We start from the raw sequence: 21,419 nt of genomic DNA on the forward strand, positions 1-21,419 counted from the left end.
ACACCCCTCTCCTTTTAGGAGAGGTCAGGGAGAGGTATAAATTTGTTTTTAAGCAAACTGGCGCAAGAAACGCACATCATTTTGGTAGAACATACGCAAGTCATTGATGCCATAACGCAACATCGCAAAACGCTCTACCCCTAAACCGAAGGCAAAACCTTTATATTTTTCTGGGTCGATGCCTGAAGCGCGTAACACGTTTGGATGCACCATGCCGCAGCCCAAAACTTCCAACCAGCGACCACGTTCATCCATAATATCCACTTCAGCACTTGGCTCTGTGAATGGGAAATAAGATGGGCGGAAACGTACTTTTAAGTCTTTTTCAAAGAATTCATTTAATAAGTTAATCAACAAACCTTTGAGTTCTGCAAAACTGGTATTTTCTGCGACGTATAAGCCTTCAATTTGATGGAACATTGGTGAGTGTGTTTGGTCTGAGTCGCAGCGATACACACGACCTGGACAAACAATACGAATAGGCGGCTGTTGATTTTCCATGGTGCGAATTTGTACGCCCGACGTGTGGGTACGCAATAAATGATTCACATCAAAATAGAAAGTATCGTGCATGGCACGCGCAGGGTGATGTCCTGGAATATTCAACGCTTCAAAGTTGTGATAGTCATCTTCAACTTCTGGGCCCGTTGCCACGGTAAAACCTGCTTTGGTAAAGAATTGGCAAATACGTTCCTGTACCTGCGTAACTGGGTGAATACTGCCGATGCTTTGACCACGACCTGGCAAAGTAATATCAACGGTTTCATTCGCCACTTTTTGTGCCAAAGCCGCTTGTTGTAATTCAGTTTGACGCGCAGTTAATGCCGCATTGATTGCTTCACGCACAGCATGAATTTGTGCACCAAATTCTTTACGCTGTTCAGGGTCCATTTTACCCAGTGCTTTGGATTGTTCCGCAAGCTGGCTTTTTTTCCCCGTAAATTGCACTCGCACCTGGTCGAGTGTAGCAAGGTCCTCTGCTGCTGCAATTGCAGCGAGCGCTTCATTGGTCAGGGCTTCCAGTGACATAGTAACTCTCAAAAGCAACAATTTAGAAATAATTTAAAAACCCCGTATTCTAACAGTTTTTAGTCGCTTTGATGAAGCTTCGATGTAATGAAAATTAGATTAGCATCTTGAAATACAAAAAGTATAAGATAAAGCCAATCACCACGAGATCTCAACATTATGGCGCTCGATCAGATTTGGAAACAGCAACTTGCCCTTGTGACTTATGGCAATGAATATTTGGCTCAAGATTTAAGTTTTAATCATTGGCTCAAGCATCAAGTGTTTAACCAGCATCAAATTCAGTTTCGTGATTTATTGTCACAACATTTACTGGCACAACACTTTCAAATCTGGTTAGAGCATCTTAAACAACAAGGTGTGCGACGTTTAAGCCTACATCAGGCAAGTATTTTAAATGATGAAAAAAACCCCAATCCAAATGTAGAGTTATTGTCTTTTGCACACTTTATTGTGAGTCACGAGGCACAGCACAAATCTGCTTGGATTTTCGGAAAAGAGCTTGCAGAATGGTATACCGCAGAACAAGATTATATGGCGCCTGTTTCCCAACAGAGCGAGCTACGTCAAGAAGTCATGTGGCGTTATCAATTAAATCACAAACTTGCCAGACAGCTCGATACAGATTTTGCCTCTCCAAACTGGGATGAAATTGATCGCTTTATTCGCTCCGAGTTATTTTTAAATCCTTGTGCTACAGAGTTTGTTGAACCAGAGCAAAGCGCTAAACCTTATTTCGGTGTAGATCTTACTCAAAACGCAACTGAAAGCATGTACCCAACTTTGGCGTTAATTCCCGCAGACTACCCTGCTGCCTATGCACATCAGATGCTGTATCGTTTAGATGCACTGGATCAACACATTCAGAATAAAATCCAGCATCCTTATCATGCCGATGGCACAGAACTTGAACCAAGCGAACAACTCAATTTACGTCATTTTTCTCAGAAACTTGAAGATTTACACGCCAAATTTATCACCAAGGTTGCGAACCATTATCAGACCGCACAGCTCACGCCAGTGCAAACACCTGATCCTTTTGAATCAACGCCTAGCCAAGTACAAAACATCGCTTCACCACAAATACCAACACCTGCAGCTACGCATAAAGTGGGTACATCTGCCGTGATTAAACTGATTTTAATGACTGTGGTTATTTGTGCAGCTGCCTATTATTTTGGTTTATAAGCTTAGGGGCTGTTGACAATTCGTCTATGTTTGCGACAACGCATATTTTTTAGCTGATATAAGGCATGGGACAGGAAATTTAGTCATTCTAAATGACCGGCACATAACGCAATAGCAGCAAAAAATATGCTTGTCCTTCGCTGCGCCTTCCGCTGCAAACAAAGCAGTGCTTGTTTTTGCTCAGGCTGTGGCTAAAACTTTCTCAGATTGAGTTATGAAACTTGGCAGAGACCCCAAATTTCAGGCATAAAAAAAGACCGCAAATGCGGTCTTTCTTTTAAGTCATAAAGACTTATGCAGCTAATGCATCTTTAGCTTTTGTAGCTAAAGCAGCAAATGCAACTGCGTCATGCATAGCGATGTCAGCAAGTACGCGACGGTCGATAATCACTTGTGCTTTTTTCAAGCCAGCGATCATACGGCTGTACGATAAACCATTTTGACGAGCGCCCGCATTGATACGCGCAATCCATAAAGCACGGAATTGACGTTTCTTTTGACGACGGTCACGGTAAGCGTATTGACCTGCTTTGATTACCGCTTGGAACGCTACGCGATATACGCGTGAACGAGCACCATAGTAACCTTTAGCACGAGCAAGAATTTTTTTATGACGGCGATGAGCCTGTACACCACGTTTTACACGAGCCATTTATAATCTCCTTAGATGTATGGGCACATAGCACGAACAGCAGCAACGTCACTCACGTGAACCATTACACAGCCGCGCAATTGACGGATACGTTTAGCAGATTTTTTGGTCAAAATGTGGCGTTTGAACGCTTGTTTACGCTTGAAACCGTTAGCAGTCGCTTTGAAACGTTTAGCTGCACCACGGCGAGTTTTTAACTTAGCCATAACAACCTCTTTAAACACCTGTTCGGCACGTCTGCACCATTGCAAAAACGACCTGCAGGTAAGGGAGCGAGTATTCTAAAGCATCTTTGCTTAAAACAAAAGCATATTGGCTAAATAAAAAATGATCATTACCTCACTCATTTGCCGTAATTCAACTCAGGAAAAATACTGGAATTGTGAACACCCACTACAATTCAAAATAAAGCTAAAGCTCTGTCAAAAATTGTGCAGATCAACACCCTAAAACTTGCAATAAGTTGCGGATTACCCTTGCGATTATCCACAATTCCATCAATACTTCGCCTCGTCTTGTGTGAGATAAAAAAGACCGTAATATGATGAAAACATCTTTATATATAACTCTATTGCTTGGACTCAGTGCGACGCATCTTTTTGCAAAACCACCGCAGCAGAAATCGACACCAAAAGCCACACTCGAAGTACAAAAAAGTGCTGCCTTGCCTGCTCATCTCACCACACGCTTAGCATGGCGCAAGTTTCCACAACCCAAATATAAAAATGAAGATTTAAATCAACAAAACCGAGCTGCAATTGTGCGTATTTATGCAGATGAAACCGGCAAAATCAGTCAAGCCACTATTCAAGAAAGTACAGGGCTGAAAAAATTAGATGATGCCTTATTACAAGCGGTTCGCACTGCTGAAATTCAACCGACCTATGTAGAAGATATTGCCGTACCGACCATTGGTTTTCAAAGCTTTAATTTAAGATTTCAGGATAACCAGCACGAAGATTGCCAGTTTGATTTTCAATCTAAACAATGGTTAGCACAGCAACAACAGCAAAAAGTTCGATTTAAGTATCGTAGTCAACCACAATTAAACTTAAGTGCGGAAGATTTAAAAAATCACTCACGTAAGTTAAAGTTTCAATTCAAAGTAAATAAGCATGGCGAAGTGAAACGTGTGAAATTGACACAAGGTTCGGGACAATACGCACTTGATCAACAAGTTTTAGCTGCAGTGAAAGCTGCTCAAGTAGATGTACCGCGTCAATTTTGGCTGTATAAAAAGTCAAAATTAAAAGATGAAATTTATTTTGATTTAAACACGTGTGATGCTCAAGAACAGTCATAAGTGTCTATAGATAATAGGGGTTGCTTGCTTAAACCCATGTATAAACAAAATAAATAAACAGATAACGCCCGATTTTGGCTAGACTCACCATCAACACAAAACGGGCAAAATGTTCTTTCATTAAACCTGCAATCAGCGTAATTGGATCACCAATAATCGGCACCCAACTGAGCAGTAAAGACCAAAACCCATATTTGGCGTAGGTGTGCTGTGCTTTTTCTAATTGTGTAGCCGAAACAGGAAACCACTTTTTACCTTTATAATGTTCGATCTTGAGTCCCAAATACCAGTTCACACAAGAACCTAAAATATTGCCTAGACTGGCAATGCTAATCAGCCAAATGGGTGCATAGCTGCCTTCATATAACAGCCCCAACAACACAGCTTCGGACTGTAAAGGCAATAAAGTTGCCGCACCAAATGCAGATAAAAATAAACCAAACAGCGTCCAAAGCATAGACGATTTAAAGCCCTAAAGCCTGCTTGGTTTTACGATATTCCCAGTTCGCCCAAAAAATACTAAGCAAAATAAGTGCCGCACGTGCCCATGTATAACGCTGAGTAACAGGCTCAATCGCAGCACGTAAAACCTGTTGATCTGTGCTATTTAAAGCCGCAATCATATTCTGCACATGAAATGCTTCGATCACAAATAAGATCAAGCAAGACACAATGCCCAAAATAATGCTCCAATACACTTTGGCATTTTGCTCAACAATCTTGGTAAAGTTTAAAAAAAATTCTTGCATAGCTCATCCAATAAAAAAGCCACCTGAAAAAGTGAGGTATCAGGTGGCTGGCATCTTAGCATAAAAGTAGATTTAAACTTGAATCGCGAGTGCTTTCTGCACTGCAGGGCGCGCAGTCAGCCGTGTAATATAGTCTTGTACATACGGATAATCTTCCAGCGAAATATTTTGCCAGTCATGACGTAACGCCCACGGCAAAATAGCCATATCAGCAATTGAATATTCGCCCGCCACGTACTTTTGCCCCATCAACTGCTTATTTAACACGCCATACAAACGCTTGGATTCATTGATATAGCGTTCAATCGCATAAGGAATTTTCTCTGGTGCATAACGGCTAAAATGATGATTCTGTCCTAACATTGGACCAAAACCACCCATTTGCCACATGAGCCACTGCTCTACTTCAACACGCTCCTGTTCATCGGTAGGATAAAACATGCCAGTTTTGCGCCCTAGATATTGCAAAATTGCACCCGACTCAAACACAGAGATTGGCTCACCACGCGGACCGTTCTGATCGACAATTGCAGGAATTTTATTATTGGGCGAAATTTTTAAAAAATCTGGCTGAAATTGATCATCTTCTGAAATATTGATGGGGAAAATTTGATATTCCAAACCCATTTCTTCAAGTGCAATACTAATTTTATGACCGTTGGGGGTGCCCCAATAATAAAGATCAATCATGTTTTATCCTTCATTACTTTTTTTGCTTTTTGACCAGCATTCTTCTACTGCGGTTTTAGTTATAGCATGTTTTTAAGCGTTTGTTGCGTGTCGCTGCGTAGAGTTTTTTTATCGAATGGCATATCTCATAAACATGAAACATAGATGCTCACTTTCATCACGCAAAAAAAAGCACCGCCAAGGTGCAGTGCTTCTTTTGTTCAAGATGGGATTACTTTTTCTTTTTAGGACCAAGCAACATACCCATTTGACGACCTTCCATTTTTGGTGCTTGTTCAACTACACCATATTCAATTACATCTGCTTCAACTTTTTGCAATTGAGCCAAACCTAACTGTTGGTGAGCCATTTCGCGACCACGGAAGCGTAAAGTGATTTTTACCTTATTCCCTTCTTCAAGGAATTTGATAATTGCACGTAATTTTACGTTGTAATCACCAACATCAGTCGCAGGGCGGAGCTTGATTTCTTTCACCTGTACTTGATGCTGTTTTTTCTTCGCTTCTTTCTGCTTTTGCTTTAGATCAAACAAATGCTTGTTAAAGTCCATGATTTTGCACACTGGTGGTTCGGCATTTGCCACAATTTCCACCAAGTCAAGGTCAACGCTTTCTGCTGCGCGTAATGCATCAGCCAAGCTTACAATACCTTTTTGCTCACCATTTTCGTCTACAAGACGGACTTCTTTTGCACGAATTTCATCATTCAAAGCAGGACGGTTAGATTTTCCGCCCTGTTGATTACGGTCAGGCTGTTTAATCGCTGTTACTCCACAATATACCGGCCGCGTTCTGCGACGGCTGTTTTCACTAGGTCAATGAAAGCATCAATTGACATAGTACCCAAATTTGTTCCTGAGCGAGTACGGACGTTTACCGTTCCTTCTTCCACTTCACGGTCCCCAAGTACCAGTAAGTATGGAATACGCTCTAATGTACGCTCACGAATCTTAAAGCCGATTTTCTCATTTCTCAAGTCAGAAATAGCACGAATACCGTTTTCTTTAAGTTTTGCGACGACCTGTTCACTTGCAGCAGCTTGTGAATCGGTAATATTCATGACACAAGCTTGCACTGGCGCTAACCATGGTGGCATAAAGCCTGCATAGTGCTCAATAAGTATACCAATAAATCGTTCAAAGCTGCCAAGAATTGCGCGGTGCAACATTACAGGCTGATCACGATCATTGTCTTCAGTGACATAAGATGCCTCTAAACGCTCAGGCAAGTTAAAGTCACACTGAATTGTACCACATTGCCACACACGACCTAAGCAGTCTTTCAGTGAGAATTCAATTTTCGGGCCGTAGAACGCACCTTCACCCGGTTGTAACTCCCATTCCAGACCTGCAGCATCCAAGGCATCAGCCAAAGATTTTTCTGCCATATCCCAAAGTGCATCATCACCCACACGTTTTTCAGGACGTGTAGATAGCTTCATTTGTACATCTTCAAAACCGAAGTCTTTATAGACATCTAAAGTCAGTTGAATGAAGTCTGCAACTTCTGGCCCGATTTGTTCTTTGGTACAAAAAATGTGTGCATCGTCCTGAGTAAAGCCACGTACACGCATAATGCCGTGCAATGAACCCGATGGCTCGTTACGGTGACATGAACCAAATTCTGCCAGACGAATTGGCAAATCACGATACGACTTTAGCCCTTGGTTAAAGACTTGTACGTGACATGGGCAGTTCATTGGTTTTACTGCATAGTTACGGTTTTCAGAATGGGTGGTAAACATATTGTCTGCGTAGTTGGCAGCATGTCCTGATTTTTCCCATAGCGTGAAATCGACCACTTGCGGGGTACGAATTTCTAGGTAACCGTTGTCTTGTTGTACTTTACGCATGTACTGCTCAAGTACTTGGTAAATCGTCCAGCCATTTGGATGCCAGAACACCATGCCTGGTGCTTCTTCTTGCATATGGAACAAGTCCAAAGCTTTACCAATTTTACGGTGGTCACGCTTTTCTGCTTCTTCAATACGTTTGATATACGCCGCGAGCTGTTTTTTGTCCGCCCAAGCCGTACCATAAATACGTTGTAACTGTTCGTTTTTCGCATCACCGCGCCAATAAGCGCCTGAAATTTTGGTGAGTTTGAACGACTTTAAGAATTTAGTGTTTGGAACGTGTGGACCACGACACATATCCAAATAGTCTTGATGATAGTACAAGCCCATTTGGGTTTCGTTTGGCATGTCTGCAATCAAACGTAATTTATATTCTTCGCCACGCGCTGTAAATTCTGCAATCACTTCATCACGCGGGGTCATTTTTTTTACAACATCATAATCTTGGTCGATGAGCTTTTTCATGCGCTCTTCAATCGCTGCCATGTCATCTAAAGTAAACGGACGTGGCATCCAAATGTCATAGTAGAAACCTTCTTCAATGACAGGGCCAATCACCATTTTCGCTTCAGGAAAAAGCTGTTTTACCGCATGCCCCACCAAGTGCGCACATGAGTGACGGATAATCTCTACGCCTTCTTCATCTTTAGGCGTAATAATTTGTAGGGTTGCGTCTTCGGTAATTAAATCGCAGGCATCGACCAAACGATCATTCACACGTCCAGCAACTGTATTTTTGGCAAGACCCGGACCGATGCTTTGAGCAACTTCCATCACAGATACGGCTTGATCAAACTGTTTTTGATCGCCATTTGGCAAAGTGATAATAGGCATAGATAAAAATCCTTAAGGAGTGATGCCCCGTACCATGGAGCATATCACCGCGAGATTATGATTAAGGGAGACCCTCAAAAGATAAAAACGGTGTATAAATAAAAAGCGCCTTAAATTTTACACGGCTTGCGTACAGGTTTAAACCTTTGTGTACTAAAAAAGCCAAAGAATCGGCATTTCAGCTGTTTTTATTCCCTAAAGGTTGCCCACGGCGTGAATTGTCCATGTTGATAGGCATACACCGCTTCAAACTGTGGCAACACCGCCTCACTCTGTTGCGGGCGTAAAAATACATAATCATCTATTTGGATGCGATGCTGTTTGGGTACTTGAATCAACTCTTGATTGCTACTGCGTCCGTATAAAGCATGTGGATGACTGCTCTCAGGATAAACATAATCTGCCATCCAATAGCCACCATAAACAAAAACGGCTTGATTGGATTGTGGCAAATAGGACTGCAAACGATCTAAGCCTGGCACTTGTACCGCAGCCAATACCTTTAAAACAGGTGTTGCAATCCACAAAGCCGATTGCAAATCTGACAAGATTTTTAAATCAAAATCACTGGGTTTAAGCAACATCGAACCAAAAGCCAGATCATTACATTCACTGTGCTGACAATGCTGCATAAATGTCAGGCTACCACCACCGTTAAAACACAAGTCATCCTGCCACAACTTTGGAAAATGATGCTGAATCAGTTGTTTATAATTTCTATATTGCTGCTGTGAGTGTTGATAGGCTTTGGCTTGTGCATGAAATACATTTGGTAATTTCACCACATGCGCATCGTACCCCATCAAACCTGACAGTTTTAAATGTTGTGGATGCTGCTGAATCAATTCCAGCATTTGCATAAATCCAGCATGATCTTGCGCCCCACCACGATGCAAACCGATATCAATTTCAAGATTAATATTCAAACAAAGCTGGCGTTGTTGTGCCAAATGTAAATACTGTTGTAAACGTGCAGGTTGATCAACCAACCATTGTAAATGCAATTGGATATTCTCAGCAGACGCCATCACCTGCTGATAAAAAGCATCTACCGCACGTATTGGCATTGGCTTGCCAAACAGTACATCTGCTTGTGGAAAGTGCTGCATCACTTCATACAAATGTGGCAGATGAAACAACATAAAACGCTGCGTATTCAGACTTTGGCTTGCGTGTTGCAATATCTCCAAACACGCTAGCGATTTCACCACCAGTCGTGGTTGCAACCGTGCAGGCAAATGGGCTGCAACATAATCCAAGTTATGCTGAAAACGTGCCATATCCACAATCAGTTGCGGTGTTCCTGTACCCTGTTGCTGCAAACTGTGGGTGAGTTGCTGAAAATAATCACTTTGCATGTCACGCTCCCTAATTGAATGCTCTTATTTTGCGATTGCTTGAGTTGTTTATTGAACATCACGCCGCACTCAAACTTGGAATCGTGAAAATTTGTCTTAAATATGGATTAATCCATTTTTGCTGTGGATCAAGCTGCTCACGAAGTTGCATAAAATCATCCCATTTTGGATATAACTCACGTAATTGATCCGCTTGCATACTGTGCAATTTGCCCCAATGTGGACGTCCCTGATATTTTTGTAAAATCGGTTCGACCCATTTAAAAATATGTTGGCAATCTTGTTTATAAAATTGGTGGATTGAAATAGACACCGAATCCCGTCCATAAAAAGGACTCAGCCAAATATCATCGCCTTTGACATAGCGAAACTCGATTGGGAAAAACATGGCGACACGCTGTTGTTTCAAAACCGCCAATAATTCTTCTAAACACGCCAAACCTTGCTCGGCAGGCAATTGGTATTCCATTTCGTTAAATTTGGTATTGCGTGGCGTTGGGAAAATTTGACTCGACCAATCGACATGAGTACTCGGTTTGATAAACACGCCCAACAAAGATTGTAAATACGGATTTAACTGTGGAAAAACACGGGTTATTTCCGAACAAAAATTTAATAAACGGTCTTCTGATAACCAATGTTGCGGACGAGGATCCGTCAATCCTCGGCTCTCATCTAAGGTTTTTAAAATCACCTGATCACTGTGTAAAAATGCCCAAAACTCAATATGGCGATGTTGATGCTTCCAACGGTCTATATATTGATAAATATCACTCAAGGCACATAAACGTAGCTGCTCTTTGAGTTTATAGCGCGAACGGTTTTGTAAAGTGATTTTGGTCATCACCCCAAAACTGCCCAGCGCGACCCGACCTGCCTGAAAAATTTCAGCATTGTGTTCAGGTGAACATTGCAACACCTCACCCTCTGCTGTGAGCAGTTCAAAATCAGTCACCAAAGCCGATAGACAAGGTAAATCCACACCTGTGCCATGTGTTCCTGTTGCAACCACACCTGCCAAACTCTGATGATCAATATCGCCCTGATTTTGCAGCGCCTGATGAATCGGAGCTAGACATTCACCCAGTTTGTACAGCCGAGTCCCTGCATGTAAGGTGCATTGCTGCTTTTGTGCATTAAATTGATGCACCCCCTGAATATGATCTAAATTCACCATCACATCATCGGTTGTGGCTAAGGGGCTAAAGGAATGCCCTGCTCCGACCATTCTAATTTTGTCGTGCTTCCGCACAATTTTTTTCAGTTCATCTACATTTTTCGGCTGTAAAAAGTCTGGATAGGCTGTTTGCTTTCCAGACCAGTTACTCCAACGCTGTTTCATAATCCTTCCTTTTTCTGCGTGGCATTTATTTTTATTGCAGTTTGTTTTGCGTTACTTTTTAAAGTACCGCATTAAAAAAATAGAGACACATGGATGAGATAAATGACCTCTCTATCCATATTGATTTAGATTAACCTCCTGACTAGTACATGATTTAGAATATGTTTCACATGGAACAATGTATAAAAAACCACAATTCATTTAGCGCATTAGCTTTCAAACTGTCACGATATGTTCTTTTTTCTAATTCATCCAAAGGTACAGCGGGCGGTAATAACGATGCTGTATCGCGTTGTGGAATAGGCAAATTCAATTGCTCTGCGAAATATTGAAATTTAGTTTGCAACGCTGCCAAAGTCCACTGTCCATATAAAGTGTGACCACCTTCATAGGCTTGTTGTTGATATTCCTCGAAGGTGGTCACATAGCCCATATAATCATTGCAATATGAAGCCAACCAAACTTTTTGAGTCGATTCCAATTCTTGTTGTACGGTTACTTTGAGCCGCTTAGCTGCAACAGTAGTAATTTCCCCAGGACAGCACAGCAAGGTTAAGTCGCCAATTTTAATTAATTGTAATGGCACTACATTCGGTACCAACAAGCTATGATCAATTGCACCTACACTGGCCTGCTTGTTCATTTCTGCAATCAGTTTGTCTAAAAATTTAGGATAATGATTCAGTGGCTTGCCAAAAATGGTTTTAGAACCACATTCCAGCACAATATCTTTGGGGCCTTGTGAGGCATATAGCTGTTGATAATAGCTATAATCTGCGGCTTGAGGATTACTCAACTTTTTCTTTTTCACTCGCTGCGCTAACCATTGCATACCTTTAAAAATCGGTTGTGCCACACCTGCACCATCTACAGGTGTTCCTGCAAAAAATGCTGCACCATGACAGGCTGCACTGGTTTTTGCATCTGTTTGCCCCATCGCAAATTCAACTGGAATTTCAATATTGCTTAAATCGACATAATGGCACACAGCATCTAAAGCTCCCATTAACGGCGTACCTCTATGTGCCAAAGCTTTCAGTGCCAATTCACTTTGATAGCGACCATTTTGCTGTGTATATTCGTATTCTTTTTCATCGCGCATTGCAGCACGTACCTGTGACTGCTCAGGGCCATGATAATGTGGAGAAACATCACCCGCTGCGGCTTGGGCAAAAATTGCCACAGGATTTTTGACCCCACGTTGTTGCAGTGCACGCTCGGTACAAAGTGCGGCATAACCTTTGTTATCACCATCATGAGCGCTTAAACGACTGCTTAAACAGGTAGCATGCACCCCAAATAAAGAAAAAACTGCCTGTAAATTACCTTCGCGATAAAAACCAAGCAATTGCATATCACGATCTAAGGCCAAATGTGCCTGTTCCAGCGTTCTACGAGATACATCAGGATTACGGTTATACGCTGTTAAAGAGCGATTCCATGCCACTGGCGTTTCTTCTGCAAAACGACCATTGCTCATATAAATATCGGTTTTTTCTGGGTCGCCAAAGCTTTGAGCACACTGCCCACAATCGCATCGACCACTGCATTTAAATGTTCAGGCACAAAACCAGGTGTGGGCATATTGTACAACGCTTCATGTGCACAACCGCCAGGTGCAGAATGAGTATGCGTTGCCATCAATACCAAACGCTGCGGCTGAAAACGCTCCCCCAGTTTACGCTGTAAACGCTGTATCGCCAAATGACGCATGGCATAGGTCACACACCCCATATCCAGACAGCAAAAAATTAATAAGTCATTGTCTAAGGTTTGAATACAAATACTGCGGGCAAATAAAGCTGTTCGTTGTTCATAGGCACGATGTTTCCAGTTGCCATAACCAAACATGGCAAGCCCTTTTGGCTGAATATGAATTTCCTGTTTATTCCAACCCACCAAATACATTGCAATCGTATTCCTTTTCATCTATACAATCAGTCATGACGCTGATCAATGCCATTAAACAAAATTGCATCACGGCAAATAAGGGTCAAAGCGACAATGGCATGGGGGGATAATCGGACTTATGTCAGCAACTTCAAACTACTTGCTGCAGCACGTGCCGCCTGCCTTATTGTCAGGTCTGATTCATTACGCCAAAGAACAACAGATCCCCTATCAACCATGGTTTCAGGGAATTTCTCAAGATCTTGATCAAATCGTCCAAGGCAATGGTTTTGTTTCATTTCAAGATATTTGCAAAGTGGTGACACGCGCCCTGCAAGACACTCAATGTGCACATTTAGGCTTAGAAATTGGACGTGACAAGGGGCTGATTTCCATGGGCATGCTCGGTTTTGCCATGGTGTCCAGTCAAAATGTTGTAGAAGCCTTACAGACAGGACTGCAGTACCATCCCATTTCAGGCAGTGTGATGGATTTGGAGTACGATTTTTCCTCGACCTCTCCTACACTGGTGATGAAAGAGCGTTATCCCACGGGGAACTTACTGCGCTTTTTTTGCGATGAAGTCCTCTCCAGTATTGTTAGCTGCTTAGACGTCATGCTTGGCAATCATCAAGATTTGGTCGAAGTGCATTTTAGTTTTGCCCAACCCGACTATTTAGAGGCTTATCAGGTGCATTATCAATGTCCTCTGCACTTTTCATCATACATGAATGCTTTGGTGTTCCGACCAGAGATTTTAGGACGCCAAATTAAAACCTCTAGTGCCGCCAATTACAGCACCGCCCTGCGTGTCTGCCAACAAGCGTATCAGGATATGCAGGCGATTAATCAACAGCAATATGCACACGTGTTGAGTTATCTAATCGAACAGCATTTACCTCAGCACTTTGATATGCACCAAGCGGCACAACATTTTCAAATGAGCGAAAGACATTTACGCAGACAATTACTTGCCGAAGGCTGCAACTTCCAAAACCTGCGCCAACACGTTTTGGAAAATAAAGCCAAACAACTGCTACAACAGCCTTTGAGCATGACTGAAATTAGCCAACAACTTGGCTTTAGTGAATTACGCGAATTTAGACGTGCCTTTAAACGATGGACAGGACTCAGCCCTTCACTGTATAAAAATCAGATCACACCGTAAACACTGATTATTCTTAAAGAAAAACAAAAAGTTAAATTTTACTTCACTCATTATTTAAACCGACTTACAAGCGAACAAAAATAAAAACAACAGGATTTCGACTAAAGCATAACTGCAAAGCTGCCATAAAATCCCTATCTTTTTAAATTGGATAAAATAACGACATATATGGAGAATAACAATGGTCAGCGCATACGATGAATTACCGCGTACACCCGCCAATTTTGTAGCCTTGTCCCCTTTACGTTACTTGGAACGGGCGGCTTATATTTACCCACATCAAAATGCGATTATTCATGGTTCACGCCAAATCACATGGCGTGAAACCTATTTGCGCTGCTGCCAATTTGCCCATCAACTTCAACAATTAGGCATTAGCAAAAACGATACTGTTTCGGTGCTGCTCCCGAATGTTCCTGCTATGTTGGAAGCACATTTTGCCGTACCTATGGCGGGGGCAGTGTTAAATACTTTAAATACCCGCTTAGATGCCAAAACACTGGCATTTATGCTAGATCATGCTGAATCCAAAGTACTTTTGGTTGACCCTGAATTTGCAGCCTTGGCGCAGGAAGCCTTGGCAATGGTAACGCATGAAATTTATGTCATTGATGTCAGCGACGCAGAATACGAACATGCTACGAATGCCCTTAGCATCGGACAAATTGAATACGAAACATGGCTCGCAGCGGGTGATCCGAATTTTGAATGGCATTTACCGCAAGATGAATGGGATGCGATTAGTCTAAATTACACATCAGGCACCACAGGCAACCCGAAAGGCGTGGTTTACCATCATCGTGGTGCATATATTAATGCAGCAAGTAATATTATTGCCTGTGGTATGACACCGCGTGCCAAATACTTATGGACGCTACCTTTATTCCACTGTAACGGCTGGTGTTTTGCGTGGACCATGGCCGCCAATGGTGGTACCAATATCTGCTTGCGTAAAGTCGACCCTGAACTGATTTTCAAACTGATTGCAGAACACAAAGTCGATTATTTCTGCGGTGCACCAATTGTCTTATCGATGTTAATTAACACCCCAGATGAGAAAAAGACCCAGTTTGACCACCGTGTAGAAGTCATGGTAGCAGGTGCTGCACCACCAGCCGCAATTATTGAAGGTATGCGCAATATTGGCATTAATGTTACTCACGTTTATGGCCTGACTGAAACTTATGGCCCATCTGCACTCTGTGCTTCTCAAGCAGGTTGGAGCGACTTGTCTATTCAGGAACAAGCACAGTTACATTCTCGTCAGGGTGTGCCATATCCATTGCAGGATGGCATGAAAGTTCTTGACCCTGAAACAATGCAACCTGTACCCAAAGATGGTAAGACCATGGGCGAAATTATGTTCCGTGGCAATATCGTGATGAAAGGCTATTTGAAAAACCCAGAAGCTACCGCAGAAGCATTTGCAGGTGGTTGGTTCCATACGGGTGATTTAGCCGTATGCCAACCCGACGGCTATGCCAAAATTACTGACCGCTCTAAAGACGTGATCATTTCAGGGGGCGAAAATATTTCGTCGCTGGAAGTTGAAGAAGTCCTGTATCAACACCCTGCTGTGCTAACTGCTGCAGTGGTAGCAAAACCTGACCCTCGTTGGCAGGAAGTACCATGTGCCTTTATCGAACTCAAAGACGGTAAACAGGCCAGCCCTGAAGAAATCATTGCCTATTGCAGCCAGCACTTAGCACGCTTTAAAGTACCAAAAGATGTGGTGATTACTGAAATTCCAAAAACCTCTACAGGCAAATTACAAAAGTTTGTATTGCGTGAGTGGGCCAAAGAGCGTTCAGTCGGTGAGTTTGGCTAAAATTTGAAAATCTCTATATTAAGACCAAATAAAAACGACTCGTCATGAGTCGTTTTTTTGTGCAATCATCAGCTCACGCTATCTATCTTCTTAGATAAGGTACGCTAATCTAGCTTTCTGACAATAAAGCCACTTGCTGCACATAGTTAAACAACTTGAGCTTAGATGCTTCAAGTTCTTCCGCAGACACTTCCTGTTTCATATCACGGTGGATACGCAACACATGCTGACGCAGTGTATGACGTTCAGCCGCTTTATAGGTTTTACTAAAATCATTAATCACAGGGTCGCCGTCTTTAATAATTCGTTCCACCCAACGCTGTAACTGTGCGGTTTTTTTCGCACCTTGTTGCGGTGTCAAATAAGACAAAATTACGCTTTCATCTTCATTACGCAACAATTTACCAATACGCTGACACTGACGACGACGTGCTTCATGTGAAGTAATGCTTTGCAATTCCAGTAAAGCATCAATTAAACGCTCTTCTACTGGAAGTTTCTGAATTTGTTTGGCGCTTAACTGCGCCAATTGTTCGCCCAGTGCAGCCATACGTTGTACGGCTTTTTTCTGTTCGGTTTTACTTGCACGCCCTTCTAAAGATTCAAAGTCATCTTCGGTAAAACGTTGCGGTCGACGTGCCACGATTAATCTGCCTCGTAAAATTTTGCTGCAAACAGTGCTTGAATATCAGATAAAGCTTTTTCTTCATCTGCACCATCAATCACCAAGCGTAAAGTAGTTCCCTTGCCTGCACCTAACATGAGCAAGGACATAATATTTTTGGCATCAACCAATTTGTCGCCTTTACCAATTTGGATTGACGAACGGAATTTGGTGGTCACTTCAATCAGTTTCCCAGATGCCCGTGCATGTAAACCTAGTTTATTAATTACGTCAACAGTTGTGTCAATCATGACCAGTGCTTCATTTCTCGGTGTAAGACTTGAATAGACCATTTTGCCTCAAGTGCTTTTTTTAGTCTATCTACGATATAAACGGAACGGTGTTGCCCACCCGTACAGCCAATTGAAATGGTGATGTAGTGTCGATGTCCTTCGGCAAAGGCTGGCAACCATTTTTCTAAAAACTGATGGATGTCCTGAAACATTTCATGGGTTTGCGGACTTTGTTGCAAAAATTTCTGCACAGGTGCATCTAAGCCTGAATGTTTTCTTAGCTCCAAATCCCAATGGGGATTGGGCAAATGACGCACATCAAACACATAATCGGCATCTAAGGGGATTCCGTGCTTATAGCCAAAGGATTGTAAAATTACAATCAATTTGTCAGTTTGCCCAAGCTTAGACAACAACACATGTTTTAAATCATGCACGCTTTTGTCAGTGGTATCAATATGAACCGTAGAGCGGAACTGAATCGGCATCAACAAGTTTTTTTCTTCTTGAATACATTCATTCAAGCTTTTAAAACGGCTAGAGAGTGGATGCGGACGGCGTGATGCGCTAAAACGGGCAATCAATTCCTGATCTTGCGTGGTCAGATAAATAATATCGACTGAACCATGCTTTTGCAGTTGCTCAAATACCAAATCAAACTCTTGCAAGTCGGCACGGGTGCTGCGTACATCTACCCCCAATGCCAACTGTTCCAAGTTATTTTCCTGATCCAGTTTATCCACAATTTCGGGAAGCAATGCCAAAGGTAAATTATCAATACAGTAATAACCCAAATCTTCCAACACTTGTAATGCCGAAGATTTTCCTGAACCCGATTGACCTGTCACGATCAAAATACGTTTCATGGCATGCAACCCTTCTATTGCCAGCTATGCAGAATGTTTGACCTGCAAATTATCAATTAAACGTGTATTGCCCAATTTTGCTGCAACGAACAACACCAGATCTTCACTAAATGCTTCAATTTTCTGCAATTCTGTTGTACGCGCCTCTACATAGTCCACAACAAAGCCTGCTGCTGTCAATGTTGCTTTAATATTCGCTAACACTTGTGACAAAGTTTCACCTTGCTGTAATGCTTGTGCAGCAGCCTTTAAACTTTGATAGATTGTCGGTGCAATTTGACGCTGTTCAGCGCTCAAATACCCATTGCGTGAACTAAGTGCCAAACCATCTGCTGCACGTACAATTGGCACACCAATCACTTCTAGCGGAATATTCAAGTCACGTACAAACTGACGAATGACTGCCAGTTGTTGATAGTCTTTTTCACCAAAGAAAGCATAGTTTGGCTGGACCATATTAAACAATTTGGTTACTACGACTGCGACCCCATCAAAATGACCCGGGCGCTGTAAGCCACACAAATCTGCAGTAATATCGCTAACAGAAATATTGGTCAAACGTGGTTTGCTGCCATACATTTGCTCAACTGAAGGTGCAAAAATAATGTCGCAACCAACCTCTGCCAACAATTGACTGTCTTGGTCTAAAGTTCGTGGATAACTATCAAAATCTTCATTAGGCCCAAATTGAATTGGATTGACAAAAATACTGACCACCACCACATCACATATTTTTTTCGCTTCGCGCACCAAGGTCAAATGCCCTTCGTGCAAATTGCCCATAGTCGGAACAAAACCAATGGTTTTACGCGCAGCGCGTGCAGGCTGTAATGAAGCCGCTAAGCCTTGAATTGTGGTTTCAGTTTTCATATTACAACTCGACTTGGAAAGTTTGTTCACGTGCAGGGAAAGAACCATCTTGAACTGCAGCATGATAGGCTTTAAATGCATCCAAAATGGCAGTTTCACCCGCTTGTTCTTTCATAAAGTTACGTACAAATTTTGCGACACGACCAAAAGTCAGCCCCAGCATGTCTTGCACCACTAGTACCTGACCGTCAGTGTCTGCACCTGCACCAATCCCAATCACTGGAATTTCAGGGAACAAGGCAGAAATTTCTTGACCTAGCTGTGCTGGCACACATTCTAGTAACAGAATCGCCGCGCCTGCTTCTACCACAGCTTTACAGTCAGCAATCAGTTTATCTGCAGCTTCGCGGGTACGTGCCTGTAATTTATAACCGCCAAATACATGCACCGATTGTGGCGTTAAACCTAAATGTACACAGACAGGAATACCATTACGGGTCAGTGTTGCAACGGTTTCGCTGAGCCATGCACCACCTTCCATTTTGACCATTTGTGCACCCGCTTGCATCACCTCTTTCGAGCTTTGCAATGCATCATTTAAGGTGGCATAACTCATAAATGGCAAGTCAGTCAAAATAAAAGCATGTTGATTACCACGACGCACCGCCGCAGTATGATAAGCCATATCCGCCACGCTGACAGGCAAGGTTGAGTCACGCCCCTGAATGGACATCCCCAAAGAATCGCCAATTAAAATCGTATCAATTTCAGCAATTTCCATTGCTTTCGCCATGCTTGCATCATAGCAAGTCAGGCAGGAGAATTTTCGACCTTCCGCTTTAAATTTTCTTAGGTCACTTAAACTAATCATGAAAATATTCCTCTATGGAAAAAGCATCACGCATGCTTAATTTAAAACTTTATAGCCCTGCCCAATTGCTAGCATCTACAACAGTTAAGCTCGGATGTTCAAGCAATGGCGAGTGTTTTAATAATTGTCCCTTAACACTTAAGTTAGCATCCAAATCTAACAACGGGATGACGACAAAATCACGTTCTAACACCCCCACATGCGGTACAGTCAGACGTTCATTTTGAATGTTGGCATCAGCATAAATCAACAAGTCTAAATCTAGCGTACGCTCACCCCAATGACGTAAACGCACCCGACCCGACTCTTGTTCAAAACGCTGTAATTCATCTAACAATGCCAAGGCTTCAAGTTCGGTATCTAAACGTACCACAGCATTCAAATAATTAGGCTGATCTTGTGGCCCCATTGGTGGGCTTTGATACAGTTTAGAAGTCTGCACTTGCCCCAAAGTTGCCAGTTTTTGCACCGCTTCAGTCAAAATTTGACGCGAATCGCCCAAATTACTGCCTAAACCAATATAGGTGATGTTGCTCATTGTGTTGGCCCAAAAATCACTTGGCTTAAATCACGTTGCACACGTTTACGTTTTAAAATCGGATGATCTGCACCAATACCTGAACCGTTTGCTGTAGCAGTCAATTGCGCCCGATTTTCTTCATACTGTTTGGCTTTACGCGCACGTCGACTACGAGGCTCAGGCTCATTCACCAAGGGTTCAATCTGCATATCGGCAGCATGTGTTGCTGGTGCCACATCAACAGGTTCTTGCGCTGTTTTACGGCGGCTCTTGGCACGTAATCGGTTATATTGGGCAATCGCACGTTCTTTTTCATCGGTGCTCATAAGCTGGTAGGCATCCCACCACTGACCCATTCCTAAAGTCGAGCTATCGCCTGCTTTTTCACGCAGTAATAAAAAGTCAAAACCTGCACGGAAACGCGCATGCCCAGACAATGCTTCAATTTGCTGTGGTTTCGGTTGCAATAAACGGGTTTGCATTTCCCAAACTTCACGAATAAAAGTTTCAGCAAAACGAGGAATAATGGTACGTGTCGCCTGACGTTTTAGTACATCTAAACCAGCTTGTGCTCGCGCTTCGGCGGCCACTACACCTTTAGACAGATAAAAGTCACAACGCTCTAAAAATGGTTGCCACAACAGCACCGCATAGAAAAATGCAGGGTTGATGGTTTTACCAATCGCAATCCGTTGATCGGTATTTTTTGCTGCACGTTCAATAAATGAGTTGATGTCTGGCTTGATGTCGGCAAATAACTGACGCCAAATACCAAACTCAATCAACATCGGCAGGACTTTATTTAAATGCCCCATCGTAAAGAGTTTTTGCGACTCATCATATAAACGGTGTGGCGATACATCACGCAATAACTGCGTCATTTCAGGCGTAAAAATTTTAAGAATTTTTGGATCAATATTGAAATTTAATTTGGCAGCAAAACGCAAAGTACGCAGCATACGCACTGGGTCTTCTTCAAAACGTAAAGTTGGTTCGCCCAATAAACGCAAGTTTCTGTGCTTTATATCATCTACGGCATTGCAAAAATCTAACACGATGCCTTTGCGTGGCTGGTAATACAACGCATTGATTGAAAAGTCACGACGGGCAAAATCTTGCTCGATTGTGCCCCAGTTATTATCGCGCAGAATCATCCCCGCCGCAGAAGTCACAGCTTTTTTCGGTGGCGCACGGAAAGTGGCCACTTCAATTAGTTCACGCCCTGCATAGACATGCGCCAGCTCAAAACGTCGTCCAATAATTCGGCAACGTCGTCCGAAAACTTCTTTCACTTGTGAGGGTGTGGCATTGGTTACGGCATCAAAATCCTTCGGATTTAGCCCTAACATTAAGTCACGAACTCCACCACCGACGATATAAGCTTCATAGCCTGCTTTGGTTAAAGCATCTAGAACATCTAAAATGGAAGAAGGTAATTGAGCGGTAGATAAACCACATTTTGACGCGCGCAAAGTTTGCAAAAGACGCTGTCTCCTACGTCTGAACGTAAAACAGATAAGATGTCGCTAATCATATCTCTAACACAATCAAAGGGCAATTTGATTCACAT

General features: G+C 42.5%; 21 protein-coding genes and 1 pseudogene. 4 read left to right on the forward strand and 18 right to left on the reverse strand.

Annotated elements, in window-relative coordinates; all coding sequences use genetic code 11:
- Positions 1 to 48: 48 nt before the first annotated feature.
- Complete coding sequence (gene pheS, locus FTV43_RS05010; protein WP_179994995.1) at positions 49 to 1,029, reverse strand: phenylalanine--tRNA ligase subunit alpha; 981 nt, start codon at positions 1,027 to 1,029, stop codon at positions 49 to 51.
- A gap of 159 nt (positions 1,030 to 1,188) precedes the next feature.
- Here pheS and FTV43_RS05015 point away from each other — a divergent pair, with 159 nt between their 5' ends.
- Positions 1,189 to 2,217, forward strand: a complete 1,029-nt coding sequence (locus tag FTV43_RS05015) for a hypothetical protein (RefSeq protein WP_179994996.1) — start codon at positions 1,189 to 1,191, stop codon at positions 2,215 to 2,217.
- A gap of 292 nt (positions 2,218 to 2,509) precedes the next feature.
- On the opposite strand, the gene rplT is transcribed toward FTV43_RS05015, so the two are convergent.
- Together rplT and rpmI are read right to left on the reverse strand one after the other, a co-directional pair.
- Positions 2,510 to 2,869, reverse strand: coding sequence for a 50S ribosomal protein L20 (gene rplT, locus FTV43_RS05020; protein ID WP_004975153.1), 360 nt, complete (start codon positions 2,867 to 2,869; stop codon positions 2,510 to 2,512).
- 11 nt (positions 2,870 to 2,880) lie between these two features.
- On the reverse strand, positions 2,881 to 3,075 hold the full coding sequence (gene rpmI, locus FTV43_RS05025) for a 50S ribosomal protein L35 (protein ID WP_004975152.1): 195 nt from the start codon (positions 3,073 to 3,075) through the stop codon (positions 2,881 to 2,883).
- 335 nt (positions 3,076 to 3,410) lie between these two features.
- Here rpmI and FTV43_RS05030 point away from each other — a divergent pair, with 335 nt between their 5' ends.
- On the forward strand, positions 3,411 to 4,172 hold the full coding sequence (locus FTV43_RS05030; RefSeq protein ID WP_179994997.1) for an energy transducer TonB: 762 nt from the start codon (positions 3,411 to 3,413) through the stop codon (positions 4,170 to 4,172).
- 28 nt (positions 4,173 to 4,200) lie between these two features.
- On the opposite strand, the gene FTV43_RS05035 is transcribed toward FTV43_RS05030, so the two are convergent.
- From FTV43_RS05035 to FTV43_RS05070, 8 genes and pseudogenes are all read right to left on the reverse strand, one after another.
- The gene (locus FTV43_RS05035) at positions 4,201 to 4,629 is read right to left on the reverse strand and encodes a YqaA family protein (protein ID WP_179994998.1); all 429 of its coding nucleotides are present in this window, start codon (positions 4,627 to 4,629) and stop codon (positions 4,201 to 4,203) included.
- Positions 4,630 to 4,636: 7 nt separating this feature from the next.
- Positions 4,637 to 4,921, reverse strand: coding sequence for a hypothetical protein (locus tag FTV43_RS05040; protein ID WP_136144406.1), 285 nt, complete (start codon positions 4,919 to 4,921; stop codon positions 4,637 to 4,639).
- Positions 4,922 to 4,993: 72 nt separating this feature from the next.
- Complete coding sequence (locus FTV43_RS05045; protein WP_004975146.1) at positions 4,994 to 5,611, reverse strand: glutathione S-transferase N-terminal domain-containing protein; 618 nt, start codon at positions 5,609 to 5,611, stop codon at positions 4,994 to 4,996.
- A gap of 211 nt (positions 5,612 to 5,822) precedes the next feature.
- Positions 5,823 to 6,371: a translation initiation factor IF-3 gene (gene infC, locus FTV43_RS05050; RefSeq protein ID WP_096902435.1), complete on the reverse strand. Its 549-nt coding sequence runs from the start codon at positions 6,369 to 6,371 to the stop codon at positions 5,823 to 5,825.
- Between the two features lie 5 nt (positions 6,372 to 6,376).
- On the reverse strand, positions 6,377 to 8,299 hold the full coding sequence (gene thrS, locus FTV43_RS05055) for a threonine--tRNA ligase (protein WP_179994999.1): 1,923 nt from the start codon (positions 8,297 to 8,299) through the stop codon (positions 6,377 to 6,379).
- 188 nt (positions 8,300 to 8,487) lie between these two features.
- Positions 8,488 to 9,657 (reverse strand): alanine racemase, encoded by a 1,170-nt coding sequence (locus FTV43_RS05060; protein ID WP_178318757.1) that lies wholly within the window; start codon positions 9,655 to 9,657, stop codon positions 8,488 to 8,490.
- A 58-nt stretch (positions 9,658 to 9,715) separates the two neighbouring features.
- Positions 9,716 to 10,999 (reverse strand): D-arabinono-1,4-lactone oxidase, encoded by a 1,284-nt coding sequence (locus FTV43_RS05065; RefSeq protein WP_131260750.1) that lies wholly within the window; start codon positions 10,997 to 10,999, stop codon positions 9,716 to 9,718.
- Between the two features lie 166 nt (positions 11,000 to 11,165).
- Positions 11,166 to 12,907 (reverse strand): annotated as a pseudogene (locus FTV43_RS05070) (neutral/alkaline non-lysosomal ceramidase N-terminal domain-containing protein).
- Between the two features lie 121 nt (positions 12,908 to 13,028).
- On the opposite strand from FTV43_RS05070, the gene FTV43_RS05075 reads away from it, so the two are divergent.
- Positions 13,029 to 14,057: an AraC family transcriptional regulator gene (locus FTV43_RS05075; RefSeq protein ID WP_179995000.1), complete on the forward strand. Its 1,029-nt coding sequence runs from the start codon at positions 13,029 to 13,031 to the stop codon at positions 14,055 to 14,057.
- A 181-nt stretch (positions 14,058 to 14,238) separates the two neighbouring features.
- A complete protein-coding gene (locus FTV43_RS05080) occupies positions 14,239 to 15,885 on the forward strand; it encodes an acyl-CoA synthetase (RefSeq protein WP_168418446.1) in 1,647 nt (548 codons plus the stop codon).
- A 109-nt stretch (positions 15,886 to 15,994) separates the two neighbouring features.
- Here the strand turns inward: FTV43_RS05080 and yjgA are convergent, their stop codons facing one another.
- Genes yjgA through pcnB form a run of 7 tightly spaced genes read right to left on the reverse strand, consistent with a single transcriptional unit; the run spans position 15,995 to position 21,330 of the window.
- Positions 15,995 to 16,528, reverse strand: a complete 534-nt coding sequence (yjgA, locus tag FTV43_RS05085; RefSeq protein WP_004975130.1) for a ribosome biogenesis factor YjgA — start codon at positions 16,526 to 16,528, stop codon at positions 15,995 to 15,997.
- Positions 16,529 to 16,530: 2 nt separating this feature from the next.
- Positions 16,531 to 16,800 (reverse strand): HPr family phosphocarrier protein, encoded by a 270-nt coding sequence (locus FTV43_RS05090; protein WP_026438354.1) that lies wholly within the window; start codon positions 16,798 to 16,800, stop codon positions 16,531 to 16,533.
- Positions 16,797 to 17,648: an RNase adapter RapZ gene (rapZ, locus tag FTV43_RS05095; protein WP_104852463.1), complete on the reverse strand. Its 852-nt coding sequence runs from the start codon at positions 17,646 to 17,648 to the stop codon at positions 16,797 to 16,799. Before rapZ ends, FTV43_RS05090 begins: the two co-directional genes overlap by 4 nt.
- Before the next feature lie 24 nt (positions 17,649 to 17,672).
- Positions 17,673 to 18,518, reverse strand: coding sequence for a pantoate--beta-alanine ligase (gene panC, locus FTV43_RS05100; protein WP_179995001.1), 846 nt, complete (start codon positions 18,516 to 18,518; stop codon positions 17,673 to 17,675).
- A 1-nt stretch (position 18,519) separates the two neighbouring features.
- Positions 18,520 to 19,329 carry a 3-methyl-2-oxobutanoate hydroxymethyltransferase gene (panB, locus tag FTV43_RS05105; RefSeq protein ID WP_004975120.1) on the reverse strand — a complete coding sequence of 270 codons (810 nt, stop codon included), beginning with the start codon at positions 19,327 to 19,329 and terminating at the stop codon, positions 18,520 to 18,522.
- Positions 19,330 to 19,378: 49 nt separating this feature from the next.
- Complete coding sequence (gene folK, locus FTV43_RS05110) at positions 19,379 to 19,867, reverse strand: 2-amino-4-hydroxy-6-hydroxymethyldihydropteridine diphosphokinase (RefSeq protein WP_004975118.1); 489 nt, start codon at positions 19,865 to 19,867, stop codon at positions 19,379 to 19,381.
- A complete protein-coding gene (gene pcnB, locus FTV43_RS05115; RefSeq protein ID WP_179995002.1) occupies positions 19,864 to 21,330 on the reverse strand; it encodes a polynucleotide adenylyltransferase PcnB in 1,467 nt (488 codons plus the stop codon). The genes folK and pcnB overlap by 4 nt, the downstream gene beginning before the upstream one ends.
- Positions 21,331 to 21,419: the final 89 nt, after the last annotated feature.

It is taken from the genome of Acinetobacter sp. YH16053, assembly GCF_013417035.1.
GTDB classification, from domain to species: Bacteria; Pseudomonadota; Gammaproteobacteria; order Pseudomonadales; family Moraxellaceae; genus Acinetobacter; species Acinetobacter towneri.